General features: G+C 49.6%; 13 protein-coding genes, 2 pseudogenes and 1 riboswitch. Of the genes and pseudogenes, 12 read left to right on the top strand and 3 right to left on the bottom strand.

The features are described 5' to 3' along the window. Positions 1–18 precede the first annotated feature (18 nt). A complete protein-coding gene (locus tag ACHHV8_RS16360; protein ID WP_395159672.1) occupies positions 19–1,062 on the top strand; it encodes a S66 family peptidase in 1,044 nt (347 codons plus the stop codon). A gap of 135 nt (positions 1,063–1,197) precedes the next feature. Beyond that, positions 1,198–1,722 (top strand): CBO0543 family protein, encoded by a 525-nt coding sequence (locus ACHHV8_RS16355; RefSeq protein WP_395159670.1) that lies wholly within the window; start codon positions 1,198–1,200, stop codon positions 1,720–1,722. A gap of 174 nt (positions 1,723–1,896) precedes the next feature. Here ACHHV8_RS16355 and ACHHV8_RS16350 read toward each other — a convergent pair whose 3' ends face one another. Continuing rightward, positions 1,897–2,550 carry a GAF domain-containing protein gene (locus ACHHV8_RS16350; RefSeq protein WP_395159668.1) on the bottom strand — a complete coding sequence of 218 codons (654 nt, stop codon included), beginning with the start codon at positions 2,548–2,550 and terminating at the stop codon, positions 1,897–1,899. A 21-nt stretch (positions 2,551–2,571) separates the two neighbouring features. Next, positions 2,572–2,946, bottom strand: coding sequence for a helix-turn-helix domain-containing protein (locus tag ACHHV8_RS16345; protein ID WP_395159666.1), 375 nt, complete (start codon positions 2,944–2,946; stop codon positions 2,572–2,574). A gap of 168 nt (positions 2,947–3,114) precedes the next feature. Then, positions 3,115–3,200: riboswitch (cyclic di-GMP riboswitch) on the top strand. Positions 3,201–3,445: 245 nt separating this feature from the next. On the opposite strand from ACHHV8_RS16345, the gene ACHHV8_RS16340 reads away from it, so the two are divergent. Then, positions 3,446–5,890, top strand: coding sequence for an EAL domain-containing protein (locus tag ACHHV8_RS16340; protein WP_395159664.1), 2,445 nt, complete (start codon positions 3,446–3,448; stop codon positions 5,888–5,890). Positions 5,891–6,204: 314 nt separating this feature from the next. Continuing rightward, on the top strand, positions 6,205–6,978 hold the full coding sequence (locus ACHHV8_RS16335; protein WP_395159662.1) for an HD domain-containing phosphohydrolase: 774 nt from the start codon (positions 6,205–6,207) through the stop codon (positions 6,976–6,978). 127 nt (positions 6,979–7,105) lie between these two features. On the opposite strand, the gene ACHHV8_RS16330 is transcribed toward ACHHV8_RS16335, so the two are convergent. Next, positions 7,106–8,323: an MFS transporter gene (locus tag ACHHV8_RS16330; protein WP_395159660.1), complete on the bottom strand. Its 1,218-nt coding sequence runs from the start codon at positions 8,321–8,323 to the stop codon at positions 7,106–7,108. A 328-nt stretch (positions 8,324–8,651) separates the two neighbouring features. Here ACHHV8_RS16330 and ACHHV8_RS16325 point away from each other — a divergent pair. The 8 genes and pseudogenes from ACHHV8_RS16325 (at position 8,652) to ACHHV8_RS16290 (ending at position 15,628) form a co-directional block, all read left to right on the top strand. Next, positions 8,652–9,607, top strand: a pseudogene (locus ACHHV8_RS16325) (ABC transporter permease). Between the two features lie 36 nt (positions 9,608–9,643). Beyond that, positions 9,644–10,518: pseudogene (locus ACHHV8_RS16320) on the top strand (carbohydrate ABC transporter permease). A 303-nt stretch (positions 10,519–10,821) separates the two neighbouring features. Beyond that, complete coding sequence (locus ACHHV8_RS16315) at positions 10,822–11,448, top strand: hypothetical protein (RefSeq protein ID WP_395159658.1); 627 nt, start codon at positions 10,822–10,824, stop codon at positions 11,446–11,448. An 89-nt stretch (positions 11,449–11,537) separates the two neighbouring features. Further along, positions 11,538–13,097 carry an extracellular solute-binding protein gene (locus ACHHV8_RS16310; RefSeq protein ID WP_395159656.1) on the top strand — a complete coding sequence of 520 codons (1,560 nt, stop codon included), beginning with the start codon at positions 11,538–11,540 and terminating at the stop codon, positions 13,095–13,097. Positions 13,098–13,117: 20 nt separating this feature from the next. Further along, positions 13,118–14,032: a hypothetical protein gene (locus tag ACHHV8_RS16305; protein WP_395159654.1), complete on the top strand. Its 915-nt coding sequence runs from the start codon at positions 13,118–13,120 to the stop codon at positions 14,030–14,032. Positions 14,033–14,092: 60 nt separating this feature from the next. Beyond that, on the top strand, positions 14,093–14,689 hold the full coding sequence (locus ACHHV8_RS16300) for an enolase-like domain-containing protein (RefSeq protein ID WP_395159652.1): 597 nt from the start codon (positions 14,093–14,095) through the stop codon (positions 14,687–14,689). Beyond that, on the top strand, positions 14,637–15,179 hold the full coding sequence (locus tag ACHHV8_RS16295) for an enolase C-terminal domain-like protein (RefSeq protein ID WP_395159650.1): 543 nt from the start codon (positions 14,637–14,639) through the stop codon (positions 15,177–15,179). Before ACHHV8_RS16300 ends, ACHHV8_RS16295 begins: the two co-directional genes overlap by 53 nt. 167 nt (positions 15,180–15,346) lie before the next feature. Next, positions 15,347–15,628 carry a hypothetical protein gene (locus tag ACHHV8_RS16290; RefSeq protein WP_395159648.1) on the top strand — a complete coding sequence of 94 codons (282 nt, stop codon included), beginning with the start codon at positions 15,347–15,349 and terminating at the stop codon, positions 15,626–15,628. Positions 15,629–15,720 lie beyond the last annotated feature (92 nt).

Below are 15,720 nucleotides of genomic sequence, written 5' to 3'. Positions count from 1 at the left end.
CTATAAGGGAGGGATACCATGATAAAACCTAAAAGACTGCAGCCTGGATCAAAAATAGCCATAATTTCTCCTTCTAGCGGCTTGCCTCATTTGTTCCCAGAGATTTATGAGCTGGGATTACACCAGCTTCAACAGATTTTGAGTTTGGAAGTGATTGAAATGCCAACAGCCAGGATGGCTCCGGACGAGCTGTATCGAAATCCTCAGCTTCGTGCAAAGGATATTAATGAATGTTTCAGCAATGATCATATAGATGGTATTCTTACTTCTATTGGGGGATACGAGTCAGTCCGGATCCTCCCGTTTTTAGATACTGATATGATCAGGAATCATCCTAAATTTATTATGGGTTTTTCAGATGCTACTACATTCTTGACTTACCTCAATCAATTAGGGATGGTCACCTTCTATGGACCTTCAGTTATGGCTGGAATAGCGCAAATGAAGAACCTTCCTCTGGAATATACCGAGCACTTAAAGGCACTTTTATTCTCAAGCTCCTTTCCTTACAAGCTCTTCCCCTATCCGAAGTGGACTAATGGATATAAAGATTGGAAAAGTATAGAGCATCTGGGCGAATGCCGGGAGTTTTACGACAATCAACATGGATGGTCTTTTTTACAGGGAGGCTCTGTGGAACGGGGGTATCTGTGGGGAGGTTGTATCGAAGTATTAGAATTTATGAAATCAACTGTATATTGGCCAAATGAAGCTTTCTGGAATGATAAAATTTTATTTTTTGAAACTTCGGAGGATAAGCCTTCTCCTATGCAAGTTGGATATATGTTGAGGAATTACGGGATGCAGGGTATCTTTTCGAAAGTGAAAGGAATCCTAATCGGAAGAGCCAAAGATTATACAATGGAAGAAAAAAAGAAGCTTAACGAGATCGCGGTGAAGGTTATCAAGGACGAATTTGGTGCCGGTGATCTGCCTATCGTTGTCGATCTGGACTTTGGCCACACAGATCCTAAATGGATTCTGCCGATCGGAAGCAAAGTTGAATTAAATCCTATTACGAGAGAAATAACTCTACTGGAGTGTCCATTTGACGAGGGTTGATACCTGGCGGTTAGGCTAGAATACATTAATTTTGGTTAAATATTACATTAAATGGAAATGATAACGTTAATCGAACCTCCGGTCTGCGTGCGGCAAGCCCTGATTAGGGTTCGAACCTAAGGGGAGGCGGTTAACGTGCGAATCCTGCTGCATGTCTTATTTCTTTCGGCGGCGTGGAAGTGGGGGGACTGGCGCAATTGGCGTCAATACTATCCAACCATGCTGTATATGATCGTCGGCGACCTCATGTATAATTTCTTAACCTATAACTATACGATGTGGAAATTCAACCCCACTTCCTTTGATAAGGGGATTTATTCGAGCCACACCCTCATAACGCTGGGGATAGATTTCATTAACTTTCCAGCGGTTGTCCTACTTTACCTCACTCATTTTCCGGCAAAAGGGCTGCATAAGCAGATTCTTTATATTCTTGTATGGGCGATGATGAATTCGCTGATTGAGCTGATTGCTCACTTCTTTTCCGGCATTTCTTATGAACATGGCTGGAATTACGGCTGGTTCGCCGTGTTCAACGTGATCATGTATATCCTGCTCCGCACCCATTATAAACAGCCTTTGCTTGCACTCGGCCTATCCGCAATTTTAATTGTTTCTTATTGTTTCTATTTCAAGCTTCCTTTGAACACGATGAAATGATGGCGGATACCTTGTGCTGCGGCACACACCTTGTATGGAGCTGCTGCTCTCACGGTTCCGCACAGATGGGACTCAGCTTGTACCCGTCAACAATACGCCTGCCTGATCAATGCAGCCTTTGCCCGGGGAGCTCCTCGGGACGGAAAGGCGTACACAGCACGGCGGGCTAGGAGGTCAAGATATTTTCCCCGGATGGATTTGCTCGAGCAGGGCGTGTTTCATGGATACAAGCTCTTTCTCAATCAGGTGAGCGCATGCCCGATAACGTGTAACCTCTTGTTCAGAGAAAACCCGCTTGTCTCTGGCGTACATCACTTTATGTCCGAATGAATGGCCGTTATGCATCAGCGGAATACTGCAGAAGGCCTGAATCCCCGCTTTCAGCAGCTGGGCCCGGTGGTTGTCGCATATATAATGCTCGGACCGTTCCACATGATCAACTACAAGAACATCGCCTACATAGAGCGGAACACGGGAACCGTTTAATACATCATTTTTGACGCAGAGTCCGTTGGTATATTCATTGTAGACCATCGGCACATCCGCAACACTGCTGTTCCAAAGCCGCTGCCGCTCATGTTCATATAAATAAATGGAGTGCATAAAGGCAGGGAATTCTTGCCTCACGAGTGCCATATACCGGTTCATCATCATGGTGGAGCGGATAGCGATGAGCTCGGAGCTTCCGATAAGATCTTCCTGCAGCAGTTCAAGAAAGACTTGAGACAAATTCATTTCTTTGCTGTAGCTTGATGAAATATGATTAAGCAGCTGCCGAATCTCTTTGGTCATTTTAAATTTGATGAAGGACTCGACGATTTCTTCCACCTGGCACGACACTCCTTTCCATTATCGTTCTTTAGCTTTGTGAGGCTGCTGCAACCGCTCCTTAACGATCTTCTCCAGAAGCTCATGGATGGGCAGCAAATCCTCCTCCGTTAAAATATGGCCATCCCAATGCAAGTTTCGGGCGGAAGCTGATAACTCCTTGTTCTCGAGCAGCGGATGAGGCTCTGCCAGTGCGCTGAGACCCAGCAAATAATCCGCTGTCGTATTCAGAGTGGTTGCCAGCTTATAAATGATCTTGAGCTGCGGTTCCCGGTTCCCATGCTCATATCCGGAAATCGTCGTCTTAGCTACTCCTATTTCTTTTCCAAGCTCCTCCATCGTAAAGCCGCGCAGGATACGGAGCTGTTTTAAGCGAATCCCAAAGCCATCAGGCATGATGCCAACTCCTAACAATAGACAATTGAAGAAATTTTTAAAATCGTTTACAATGAAAAAGTACTCGAAACGCATACTTTTTTGAGGTTTCGCATGCTTTCTCTCATTCTACAGTATGAAGGCAAGCCTGTATAGGATAAGAATGGACTCCTTTCGATTCTTAACCGCAATGGAAAAAGGCAAATCCAGCGAAAGCTGGAGACGCAAAGCCGAGGGTCTAAGGCATGAAAAGCTATGACGGCCAGGTTGCCGAAGGAAAGAGAAACAGCCTGTTCTTTTCAGAGGGCCGCTGAAAAACGAGCGGAGAGTGCGGAATCGTTCTGTAGAAGCGCAAGCGTTCGCCTTTGTCCCTGGGTTTCAACCGCTAAAAGCGGGGAAATTAAAGAAATTCGAGGACAACAGCGATCGTAAGAACGGTTCGCACTTGCAGCGAGACTTTTTCAGCGGTCTCCTTTTCAGAGGGCTGTTTTCTTTTAGGATTGGGGAGTGAGTATAGTTGATGAACGAGGGCAAAGTGAACATCTTGCTGGTCGATGATCAGGCTGAAAATTTGTTGGCGCTCGAAGCGGTCATTGAGCGTGACGATTACAACCTGGTCAAAGCCCATTCCGGAGAAGAAGCTTTAAAATATTTGCTGAAATACGATTTCGCAACGATTTTATTAGATGTTCAAATGCCCGGGCTGGATGGCTTTGAAACGGCCAGAATCATTAAGTCGCGGGAAAAATCCAAAAATATACCGATTATTTTCGTTACGGCGAACTACATGGATGAACATCATGTGTATACCGGTTATTTTATTGGGGCCATCGAATATATTCTCAAACCGTTCGACCCGAATACGTTGAAGGCTAAGGTTCAAGGGTTTGTCAATATTTACAAGACGAACCGTAAGCTTCTCCAACAAACGGAAATGCTTATGCAAAAGACCAAGGAACTGGAGGCTGCGAATAAGGAACTGTCCGAGATCACATCCGAGCTGCGCAAATCGCAGGCTTTGACGAACGTTATCAGCGAAACCTCGATTGATTCAATGCTCATTCTTAACCAGGATGGGTTTATATTGAAGGTCAACCCGGCTGTACATAAAATGTTCGGATACGAGAACAGCGAAATTGTGGGCAGAAATATGGACATCCTGTTTCCTTTTCCGCAAGCTCAACGGTTCCTTCCAGGCAAATGGGATGATGCATTGTATGGTGCGGAAGAAGGGATTCATGAGGTGAATGCTGTCCGCAAAGACGGGAGTACGTTTCCCGTAGAGTTCCAGATCGGCAGCACGTTCGTGGAGAATAAGAATATTATCGCATGTACGATCAGGGATGTGACGAAGAAAAGACAGTCCCAGCAATTGATCACGCACATGGCGTACCACGACGGCTTGACCAACCTGCCGAACCGAAGAATGTTCAACGACCGCTTAAACTTGATGTTAAACCAGGCCAAGCAGGAGAATCAGCTGTTGGTCATGATGTATCTGGATTTGGACAGGTTTAAATATATCAATGATTCGCTGGGTCACTTGATAGGTGACAAGCTGCTTCAGGAAGTGGCGCGAAGGCTGGTTTCCTGCACGGATAACGTCCATTTCGTTGCAAGAATCGGCGGGGATGAATTCAATATGGTGCTCCAGGATACGAATCGGGAGGATGCGCTCGATATTGCGGAAGACGTGCTGGAGCAGCTGAAAAAACCGTTTTATATTGAAGATTTCGAATTATACGTGACAGCCAGTATTGGCATCAGTGTCTATCCTTACGATGGAAAGGATGCGCCCGCCCTGTTGAAAAACGCGGATGCGGCGCTCTACCGGGCTAAAGAGCAGGGGAAGAACAAATTTCAGATTTATCACTCGGGGATGAATATCCGTTCCTACCGGACCTTTATGCTGCAAAATGATTTGAGGAAAGCGATGGAACACGGTGAGTTTACGCTTCTGTACCAGCCTCGAATCGATGTGAATTCGGGAGAAATTACGTGTACGGAAGCTGTGATTCGTTGGAATCATCCTAACTGGGGAACGCTGCAGCCCTCCGAGTTCCTCCCGCTGGCCGAAGAGACGGGGCAGATTGCGGCTATCGGCGAATGGGTTCTGCGGACCGCCTGCAAGCAAATTCAATTGTGGCGGATGTCAGGGCTGCCTTTACCGCGAATGGCTGTACGATTCTCGTCGCTGCAATTTTTGCAAAAGCAATTTGTCCGTAACATCGAACAAATTCTGAAGGAAGCGGGGCTTGAGCCTGCGATGCTGGAAGTGGAAATTACGGAATCGGCCATCATGCGCAATGAAAGCGTCATAATAAGAGCGCTGCACGAGCTTAAGCAGCTCGGCGTTACGATCTGCATCGAAGAATTCGGCTCCGGCGGTTCATCCTTAAGCTCGCTTAAACATATTCCAGCCGATTTGATCAAGATCGATAAGCTGTTTATGGATGATTTAGCGGCAAATCCGGCTCAAAGCACGGCCTTTATCTCTTCTATCGTTTCTTTGGCCCGCAGCTTGAACATGCAGGCGGTGGCGGTTGGCATCGAATCGGAGGAGCAGCTGAATCTATTAAAGAATTTGAGCATTCAAGGCGTACAAGGCCGACTGTTCAGCCTCCCCGTTACGGCTGCAGAGCTAGAGCCGCTGCTCAGCCAAGGTCTGTCCGAGCAGTTTTCCTTTCACAACAGGGCTGAGAAGGAAGCGGAGGAGCATGATATTCTTGATTTTCAGCTTTACCGGATGAAAGAAGCTTTTTCCATTTCCTCCAGAGAGCTTGAAGTGTTTAAATTGATTATCGACGGTTTGAATAACAGGGAGATTTCCACGCAATTATTTATAAGCGAGCATACGGTTAAGAATCATATCACTCGTATTTTTCAAAAGCTGAATGTGAATGACCGCCTGCAGGCGATGGCGAAAGTGTACCAAAGCTGTATACAAACCAATAAGGCCCAATAAATAGGCAAGCGTGAGAGCCTGAATGTGCAAGGAGCAGCGGATGAGTACAGCGCTTGCAATCATCAAAACATCGGTTTGCAGACAGCTGCATTTTTAACCGGCCTGTGCAATAGGAAGAGATTCCTATTCTAGTCATATAAAAGCTTCATTACAAAAAAACGTATTTATTCCTAGCTGCAGGAATAGATACGTTTTTTGTATGTAGGAAGAGTCTCCTATTTTATGGAATCTATTAAAAATGAGAAGACCTGCTGATAGTTTCCAGCTGCCGTTTCGTCCATAATGAAACTAACAAATACGAGGGGGCTGCTGCTATGGGGTTAATCTACATGAAGAAGTCTTATCCGGGGGTTGAGAACTTGCTCGAATTAAAAAAGGAAGACATCTGCTCTTTCTTAATGAGGAAACTATGGTTTCACCATCAGGAGACTTACCTTCATTCCATTCGCGTGACCTCCTTATGTGCGGAGCTGTTTAACCTGTTCGGCATTCCGGGTGAGGAGCAGGAGACGCTGCTGTGCTCGGTTTTGCTTCATGACATTGGCAAAATTCAAATCGATAAAGCATTGCTGGATAAGCACAATCCTATAACTAACGAAGAATGGCGTCTGCTGAAAAATCATTGCAGGAACGGTGCGGGCATTCTGGATAAGGAAATGATGGGGACGGGCTTCGATTTGGATATTATACTTTACCACCACGAGAATATGGACGGCTCCGGGTATTACGGTCTCAAGGAACGCGAACTATCCTTAGGCGTCAGAATCGTACGGGTTGCAGACAGCTACGACGCCATGGTCTATCCGCGGGTCTACAGCAAGGCCAAGGCACCTGCCCGAAACCTTCGAAGAATTGTTCCTTCTGAGCGGAATTCATTACGATCCGAATGTGGTGGAAGCACTGTACCAGGTAAAAAAAACGAAACGGCTGGGGGCCCTGTCATGAGCGCTAATGAGAAGGTAGCTTTGCTGAAAAATCGGCTGCTGCAGGTATATAATATGTTCGGCCAATTAAGTCACCCCGAGGTAGTCAAGGTGAGCCAGGAGTTGGACCAGGCTTTGAACGAACTGGCGCTGCATCGCAGATAGCACAGGCCGCATGATATATAACGGAACAAGAAGACGAACGGGAATTGGAATAGAAAAAGCCTCCGGCCGGATGAAACGATCCCAGCGAGAGGCTTTTTGGATTGCTTTTATAACCGGAGGGATCGTGTTAGCCGGACACGCTGTCATTACGTACAAGTCCGACCGTACGGGCGGAGCGGGGACGATGGTGAAGCACGTAATATACAGCCAAGCACAGCAGGGCAATCACGCCCGCGGCCTCATACATCAGCCGGTACCCCGCGATGGAAGAGAGCCAGCCGAACAGGTAGGAGCCGACACCGTAGCCGGAATCGAACAGCAGGAAAAAGGTGCCTGTAGCCAATCCTCGGCGATGCTCGGGCGACAGCTTCATCGCCAGCGTCTGGAAACAGGGCAGCAGCGCCCCGTAGCCGGTGCCCATAATGACGCCGGCGGTCAGAATCATAGCGGCGGAATGCGCCTGGCTGAGCAGAAACATGCTGCCAATGAACAGCAGAATACCCGGATAAGCCAGCATATGCTCGTTGTATTTGTCAAAAATACGCCCGATGACCGGCCGGGAGAGGACAATCATCAGCGCGAAGACGATAAAGAAATAGCTGGTGACGGCGGACTGATGAATCTCGGCCGTGAACGAAGCGATAAACCCGGTAATCGAGCTGTAGGAGAACGCTAGCACAAAGCCTGTCAACGAAATCGGCAGCGCCTTCGTTTCAAAGAAGCGGCTCAGCAGCTGCCCGCCCTTGCGCTCCTGCTGTGGCTCCCGCCGCGGCTGCGGTTCATCCTTTGGAACGCGCGAGCCTGCTGCGAACAAAAGAGAGCAAGCCGAGATAACACAGCAGACCAGCAGCAGGGCCCCTGCATTGCCCTCTCCCCACAGCGCAATCCCGAGCGCGGGTCCGATAACCATAGCGATGCTCATAAACATGCTGAAGTAACCGATGCCTTCCCCCTTGCGGCTGTCAGGTACAAGCTCCGATGCAATCGCGCTGGCCGCCGTGGAGGCGATGGAATAGCTCATCCCTTGAAGCACGCGCAGCAGCAGGAAGAATACAATGCCGCCCTGGGCATAATACGAAATGGAAAACAACGTGAACAGCACCGAGCCGAGCACGGCCATTTTCTTTTTCCCGAAACGGTTCACCCATTGGCCTGAGAACGGCCTCATCGCCACGCCGCCGATAACGAAGAAGGTGATCGCCAGACCCATCTGCTGCTGGGTCCCTCCCAAAATATTTTTCAAATAAAGCGGGAATGTAGTTGCCGTAACGTACAGATTAAGAAACATAAAAAAGCTGCTTAAACAAATCACGATAAAATGCCAGGTCCAGATTTTCTCTCTCATCCGATAGCTCTCCGTTTCCTTTCTATCTGTAACTTTATCCTTCCTTATTATACCTGCATAAGCCCCTGATGTATAATGCGAATCCAGGCACGGTATGTGATTATCCGCAGCGTGCAGCAGGGGAATAGACGGCGTGGCTGTCTAATGATTATCCAAAAGCTTTCTCATGATTATCGGACAGCGTGCGGGAGCATGCTGGATATTTTTACACTCGTAATTGTAAGCGTATTCAATTGGCTCTATCTTGATTGTATCCGGTTACGAAAACCTCTGCTATGCTCAGGCTATCGAACACACCCACTGACATTGAAGAGAGGAGGGAACGTCCATGAAGGTATCGGCGGAAGCCAAGAGCTTGAAACCCGCTGTCGCGATTACCGGAGACAGACTGAAGAAACGCTTGTTAAAAAACCGCTGGATGTACTACATGCTGGCACCGGGTGTTCTGTACTTTATTCTATTTAAGTATTTGCCCATGTGGGGGGTACTTATCGCGTTCCAGGATTATTCGCCCTTTACCGGCTTCTGGGGCAGCCCCTGGATCGGGCTGGAGCATTTCCGGACGTTTTTCGGCGAGGCGGAGTTTTGGCTGCTTTTTAAAAACACCTTTATTTTGGCGATTTATAACATTGTCTTTTTCTTTCCGCTGCCCATCGTCATAGCGCTGCTGCTGAACGAAATCCGGGTCGAGGTGTACAAACGCACGCTCCAAAGCTTCATTTACATTCCGCATTTTATCTCGTGGGTCGTGGTCGTAGGTTTGGCTTACATCTTATTTACGACGGAAGGCGGTATTTTTAACGAGCTGATCGCAGCCTATGGCGGAGAGAAAGTGAACTTCCTGCTCAATCAGGAATGGTTTCGGACCATGATCGTCGGAGAGATGATATGGAAGGAAACCGGCTGGGGACCATCCTGTTCCTGGCTGCACTGGCCGGCGTCGACACGCAGCTCTATGAAGCGGCACGTATCGACGGGGCGGGCAGATGGAAGCAGATGATTCATGTCACCCTGCCTGCGATCCGCAGCACCATTGTCGTACTACTTATTCTGCGCCTCGGCTCCTTCCTTGATGTCGGCTTCGAGCAGATCTTCCTGATGCTCAATCCGATGAACCGGGACGTGGGGGAAGTATTCGAAACGTATGTGTATGAACGGGGGATCCAGCAGGGCGACTTCAGCTATTCTACTGCCGTGAACTTGTTCAAATCGGCCATCGGCATTGCGCTCGTTGTCAGCGCCAACTTTTTTGCCAAGAAGGTCGGAGAAGAAGGCATCTATTAACATGAAAGCCGCAGCAGGCCGGGAAGGAGCGTACTTATGAAGTCTTCGCTTGGCAGCAAATTGTTCGATATTTTCAACTACACATTCTTGGGATTGTTCAGCTTGACCACGCTGCTGCCGTTCATCTATGTCGTGGCGGGTTCCTTCACATCGCCCCAAGAGTTTATCAGCCGTAAAATTGTTCTGTTTCCGCATGAGTTTTCGCTGGAGGGATACAAATATATTTTCTCCACGAGCGTGCTGCTTACAAGCTTGGGGGTGTCCGTGTTCATCACGGTGGCGGGGACCGCAATCAACCTGCTGTTCACCTGCCTGATGGCCTATCCGCTGGCCCGCAAGGATCTGGACGGCCGCAAAATAATTATGCTGGGCGTCGTGTTCTCGATGCTGTTCAGCGGGGGCATGATTCCAACGTTTCTGGTGGTCAAGGCATTGGGAATGATCAATTCCTTCTGGTCCTTGCTGCTGCCCGGAGCGATCAGCGCCTTTAATTTGATCGTGCTGAAAAACTTCTTCCAGCAGCTGCCGGACGGATTGGAGGAAGCGGCCAAAATTGACGGCTGCAACGATCTGCGCATCTTATGGCAAATCGTCCTTCCGCTGTCGCTGCCGGCGATTGCGACCTTCTCGCTTTTCTACGCCGTCAACCATTGGAATGCGTTTTTCCACGCCGTATTGTACATCAACGACAGCTATAAATGGCCAATCCAGGTATGGCTGAGACAGATTGTCATTCTGTCCTAGGGGGATTGGGCGATTCGGGCACCTTCGACGCCAACTATATCGTTCCGCCGGCACAGATTGTGAAAATGTCCGTCATCGTCATCTCTACACTGCCGATCCTCTGCGTATATCCTTTCCTGCAAAAGCATTTTGCCAAAGGAGCATTGATTGGCTCTGTAAAAGGTTAAGCTGCAGTACCTAACAATAATCAGATGGAGGATGAGAAATGTCAGACAATTTAGCTCGTATGACGGTTGTTGAGGATTGCTTAAATGTGCTGCTTGCTTCGGATACGATTTGCGAAGCGTTCAAAGAAGTATGCCGGGAACATTTTCATTTCGCGATGTTCGGCAGCTTCACCCCGCCGGGCAGTCCGGTCGCGATTCAGCTGCTGGACCGGTTCCGGACGGACTGGGAATCCCATAAGACCGCCAAAGAAGAAGTCGGTTTCAGGTCTCGCTCCCCTGGTTCCCAAGACGGAATCGGAATCGGTGCTCGCCTATGTCCTCGGTTCGTTAAGCGATCGGGGGGCCAGCCTGCTGCCCAAGCCGGCATCGGCCGAAGCGTCCCTTTACCAGGATGCGTACCTATTCCACCGGTACTATGTGAATAACAGCCATACGCCGGCTCCTTACCGGACGGCGCTGTATGAACAGACGATGGAGAACGCTCCGGCGGCCGGCAGCTTCGAGGCTCAGGACGTCGCCGAGTTTTTCCAGGTGCTGCACCAGCGGTTTTTCATCGAGATGCATACGTTTGTTCCGGATGTGGAGGATATCGAGGGCTGGTTCGACAGACTGCATGAGCGGATGGAGGCGCTGGCTGCGGAGAGAAACCGGTTTGCGGAAGTCGTTACGAATCCTGATCCCGAGAAGGTACGGGAATATGTAACGGATACCAATTTTTATAACGATGGAGACGCGATTCTTCAGCTCGCCGCCGCCATCCGCCGGGGAAGCCGGCCGTTGCAGGAGGAGATCGAGGCGGCATTGGCCGCCGAGCCGGGCAGCTGGTACGCCAGAGCATTGAAGCAGGGCTGCGGCAACCTGCTGAACGCTAACGCATTCTTTGTCGGCGGCATCGATCAGAGCAAGCTGTCGGAGCATTTGGCCGGTTAGTATAACGCAGGAAGAAGCGGCAAAACTGCGGGTATGAATTTTATTAATGGCATTACTTATTAACCACATAAAATGTAGGGGGTTCTGATATGAGCACACATTGGAAATCCAAGTACATGTTTGGATTGGCAGGAAGCATTCTGATCACCACCGCGTTAGCCGGCTGCAACGGCAGTTCCACTCCATCGGCAGTGCCGGATAACAAACCGCAAGACAATACGGCGGCGGTTAAAGACGACAAGCCGTTCGTTATTACGATGATGAACTTGTCCGTGCTGTCCGAGCCGCCCAAAGACAACGATCCGGTCATTACGGCGGTTGAAAAGCTGACCAACACCGATCTGCAAATTCAGTGGATACCTAACGGCACCTACGATGAGAAGGTCAATGCGACGATTGCTTCCGGCCAGCTGCCTATGGTGCTCCTTGTCGGAACTCCAATCCCTTCCAATATTAAAAATGCGATGAAAGCAGGACAATTCTGGGAAATCGGCCCGTATCTGAAGGATTATCCGAATCTGCAGAAAGCGCTGAATCCGCAGGTATTGAAGAGCACAGCGGTCGGCGGCAAATATTATGCGATCAACCGTGCCCGTTCCCTGGTTGGAGACGGCATGATCTATCGTACGGACTGGCTGAACAAGGTCGGATTGAAGCCGCCAACGACGCTGGACGAAATGTACGAGGTTATCAAAGCTTTTGCCACGAAAGATCCGGACGGCAACGGAAAGAACGATACGATCGGTCTGGCGGAGGAAAAAGGGCTTCGCGGCTTCAAGCTTATTCTGGCGGCAAGCGGCGGCGGCAACGTCTGGGAGATCAAGGATAATAAAGTGGTGCCGGCCCACGAAAGCAAAGCTTATATCGATGCGATGAACTGGTACAAACGCTTGTATCAAGAGAAGCTGATCAATCAAGACTTTGCTATTACCGAACGGGTGCAAAATATCGATAACGGAAACAAAGGGCTGTTCGGCTTCCGGATGGGCGACAATGACTTTATTACACGCCACTCCGAGCTGTTCAAGCTGAATCCGAATGCCGAGCTGGACACCTCCAGCCTCCTGAAAGGCGTCAATGGCACGAAGCTTCTGATGGATACCGGGATGTCGGGCAGCTTCGTCATTCCGAAGCAGACGGTGAAGAGCGAAGCGGACTTGAAGAGAATTTTGCAATACTTCGATAAGCTGTCGACGCCAGAAGGGCAGAACATTTTCGAATGGGGCATTGAAGGCGTTCATTATTCAATCAAGGACGGAAAGGCGGACCGTACGCCGGAGCAGGCAACCAAGTATGCGGCCGAAGTCATCCAAATGGAGCAGGCGATGCAGGTAGCCGACGGTTCCCTCGCGATGGAGGGGACGCTGGACAAATATACGGCGAAATACAAAGCAGCGAAAAAAGAAGCGGCTGCCGTGCCGGATATCTTCGTCGTCAACCCGGCTGCTGCTTACAGCTCCACAACCTTCGACCAAAAACGTACGCAGCTGGATAAAATCATTAATGACGCCCGCATAAAATACATCATGGGCGAGCTGGATGAGAACGGCTGGAAGGCAGCGCTTGACAACTGGCGCAAATCCGGCGGCGATAAGGTGCTTGAAGAATTAACCAAGGAATATGAGGCCGATCCGAACAAAGGAAAATAAACGTTAACGGAGGATGAGAAATGTCAGAGAACGTAACCCATACGGCGGTAGTTGAGGATTGCTTTCATCTCATGTCTGCTTCAGAGTATGTCTGCGATGCATTCAAGGAAGCGGGGCGCGATCACAGCCAGTTCTTTCAATTCGGAAGCGTAACACGCTCCGGCGACAAATTTACGGTTTCGCTGCTGGACAAATACCGGCAGATCTGGGATGAGCGCAAGGAGCAGGACCGGCTCGGCTACAAGCTGGCATTCGTGCTGGGCTGGCTGTGCCACCGGGCGGCCGACCGTCAGATGAAGGTCGTATTCCGCGAAGCGGAGCCGGAGTCCAGGGAATTTCCTACGGATTGCAGTATTTATCATGACGCGTTTATTTTTCACAGATTGTATGAAGATAAGGAGAAGACGCTGTTTCCTTACCGGACGGCCCATTTCGAGAAGCATATGGCAAGCTTGCCTGCCGCAGCGGCAGGGCTGAAGGCGGACGACGCGGCCCGCACCTACCGTTTTGGCTGGCAGCGCTTTTTGCTCGGCATGCAGACCTTCATCTCGAATACCGAACCTGCAGATGCATGGCTCGATAAGCTGCATGCGAAGCATCAGGAGCAGGTCATTCATCTGGACCGTTACGCTGAAGCGGTCATCACACCCGATCCGGTGAAAGTCCAACGTTTTATAACGGATACGCATTTCTACGACGAGCAAGATCCGCTGATCCGCTTGTGTGAAGAGCTTCGTCAAGGAGCGCAGGCGTCGCAGCAAGAGATCGAAGCGGCTTTTGCCGCCGAGCCTTCAAGCCAATATGCGCATGCATTGAAGCTGGGATTCGGTTACCTTCGGAGCGCAAGCGCATACTTCGAAGGAAGCATTGATCAGGATACGCTTAAGGATCAACTGGATGTAGGCAAAAAGGGCAGAGACGGCTTATCGGTCTAAGCCGAATCCGGACCGGTGCAGAGCGCCGGTCCGATCATTCGTATCCAAGGAGGGGAAACCATGAAAATCACACAGCTCACTTGCTATTCAGCCAAAGGTTTACTGTATATTAAGCTCGATACGGACGAGGGAATTTCCGGCTTCGGCGAATGCAGCCCGATGCAGATTGAAACGACTTTGCAGATTATTCAGCAGGTCGTGAAGCCGCAAGTGATAGGGATGAGCCCTTACGACAGCGAGCTGATGGAGCAGCGTGTGCTCACGAAGCACTATAAAATATCCGGACAGCTGCTTGCGATGGCTTACAGCGGAATTGACACGGCCTGCTGGGATATTCGCGCGAAAGCGGCCAAGCAGCCGTTATATAATCTGCTCGGCGGCAAGTACCGTGAGTCCGTTCCCTTGTACGGCTCCAGCATGAGCCGGGATTTGACTTACGAGCAGGAAGCGGAGAAGCTGAGGGAAGGCATCGACCAGTTTCAGTTCAAGGCGGTCAAAATTAAGGTCGGTCCGCGCATGGGAACCGGGCTGCCGGTCAATCTGGCTGACGATGCGGAGAAGGTGAGAACAGTCCGGGAAGCGATAGCAACCGGACATTCAGCTGATGATCGACGGGAACAGCTCCTATACTTACATTCAAGCCGTCCAGCTGTATGAGAAAATCAAAGACTACAATCTTTACCATTATGAGGAGCCCTGCCCTTATTACGATATTGAAGCTTATGTCAAGCTTGCGTCTACGCTGCCTGTGCCTATCCATGTCGGTGAGCAGGACTGGAACCTGTTTACCTTCAGGGATTTTATCGCGCGCGGAGCGTGCCATATGTATGCGGCCGATCCGATCAAGTGCGGCGGCTTGTCGAACGCCAAGCGGGCGGCAGCCTTATGCCGTGCGTTCGGCATTCAATACATTCCGCACAACACGACGCGGGGCATCGGCTTTGCGGCTGCGCTGCACCTGGCGGCGAGCACGCCGGAGTTTTCGGGCTACTACGAATATTCCATCGAGAAAAGTAATCTGCGGGAGCAGTTTATCGACCATACGCTTCAGGTCAGCGACGGGTATATCCAGGTACCTGACGGCATAGGACTCGGTATCGAGATCGACGTCGAAAAGATGGAGAAGCTGCTGCAGGTAACCCGCTAAATAGAGAAGATTAGCTCGAGGTTCCTCGCTCATAATTATGGAGCGGGGAGCCATATTCTTTTCTCCAGGATGTATAATATATAGTATAATAAAATGACAACGCAGACAGACCATTTGATGATTGCTTGAGATAGGCTCAAAGCTGTTCAAATAGGTGGTGGTAGTTCATGTTCAGATTCCACAAATACTTGACAAAAATGATTGTTTTTTCTATTGGAGTTAGCACACTACCCATCATTTTGCTTTGCCTATTTTTCTATATCAAAACGTCCGGTACCATTCAGAACAAAGTCAACGAGGGCAACGTTCTGATCCTTGAGCAAACGCGTCTGCGCATAGAGCAGGTGCTTGGAGCGCTGGATTTGCAAATTGAACGCTTGTCCGACAGTACGTTCGTGACGGACGCGCTGAATTCCGGTATTACCCCGTCTCAATTCATCCTGGTCTGAAAATTTGCTGAAATCGATGTCACAGGTACAGACCTTCGATATCAGCGTCCGGGACGTCCACTTGATCGATTTAAACAGGGGATATGTGTTGA

The sequence above is a fragment of the Paenibacillus sp. TAB_01 genome (genome assembly GCF_043945595.1).
Classification (GTDB): Bacteria; Bacillota; Bacilli; order Paenibacillales; family NBRC-103111; genus Paenibacillus_S.
Note: the sequence above shows the minus strand (reverse complement) of the source record. Positions and strands in the feature narration are given on the sequence as shown.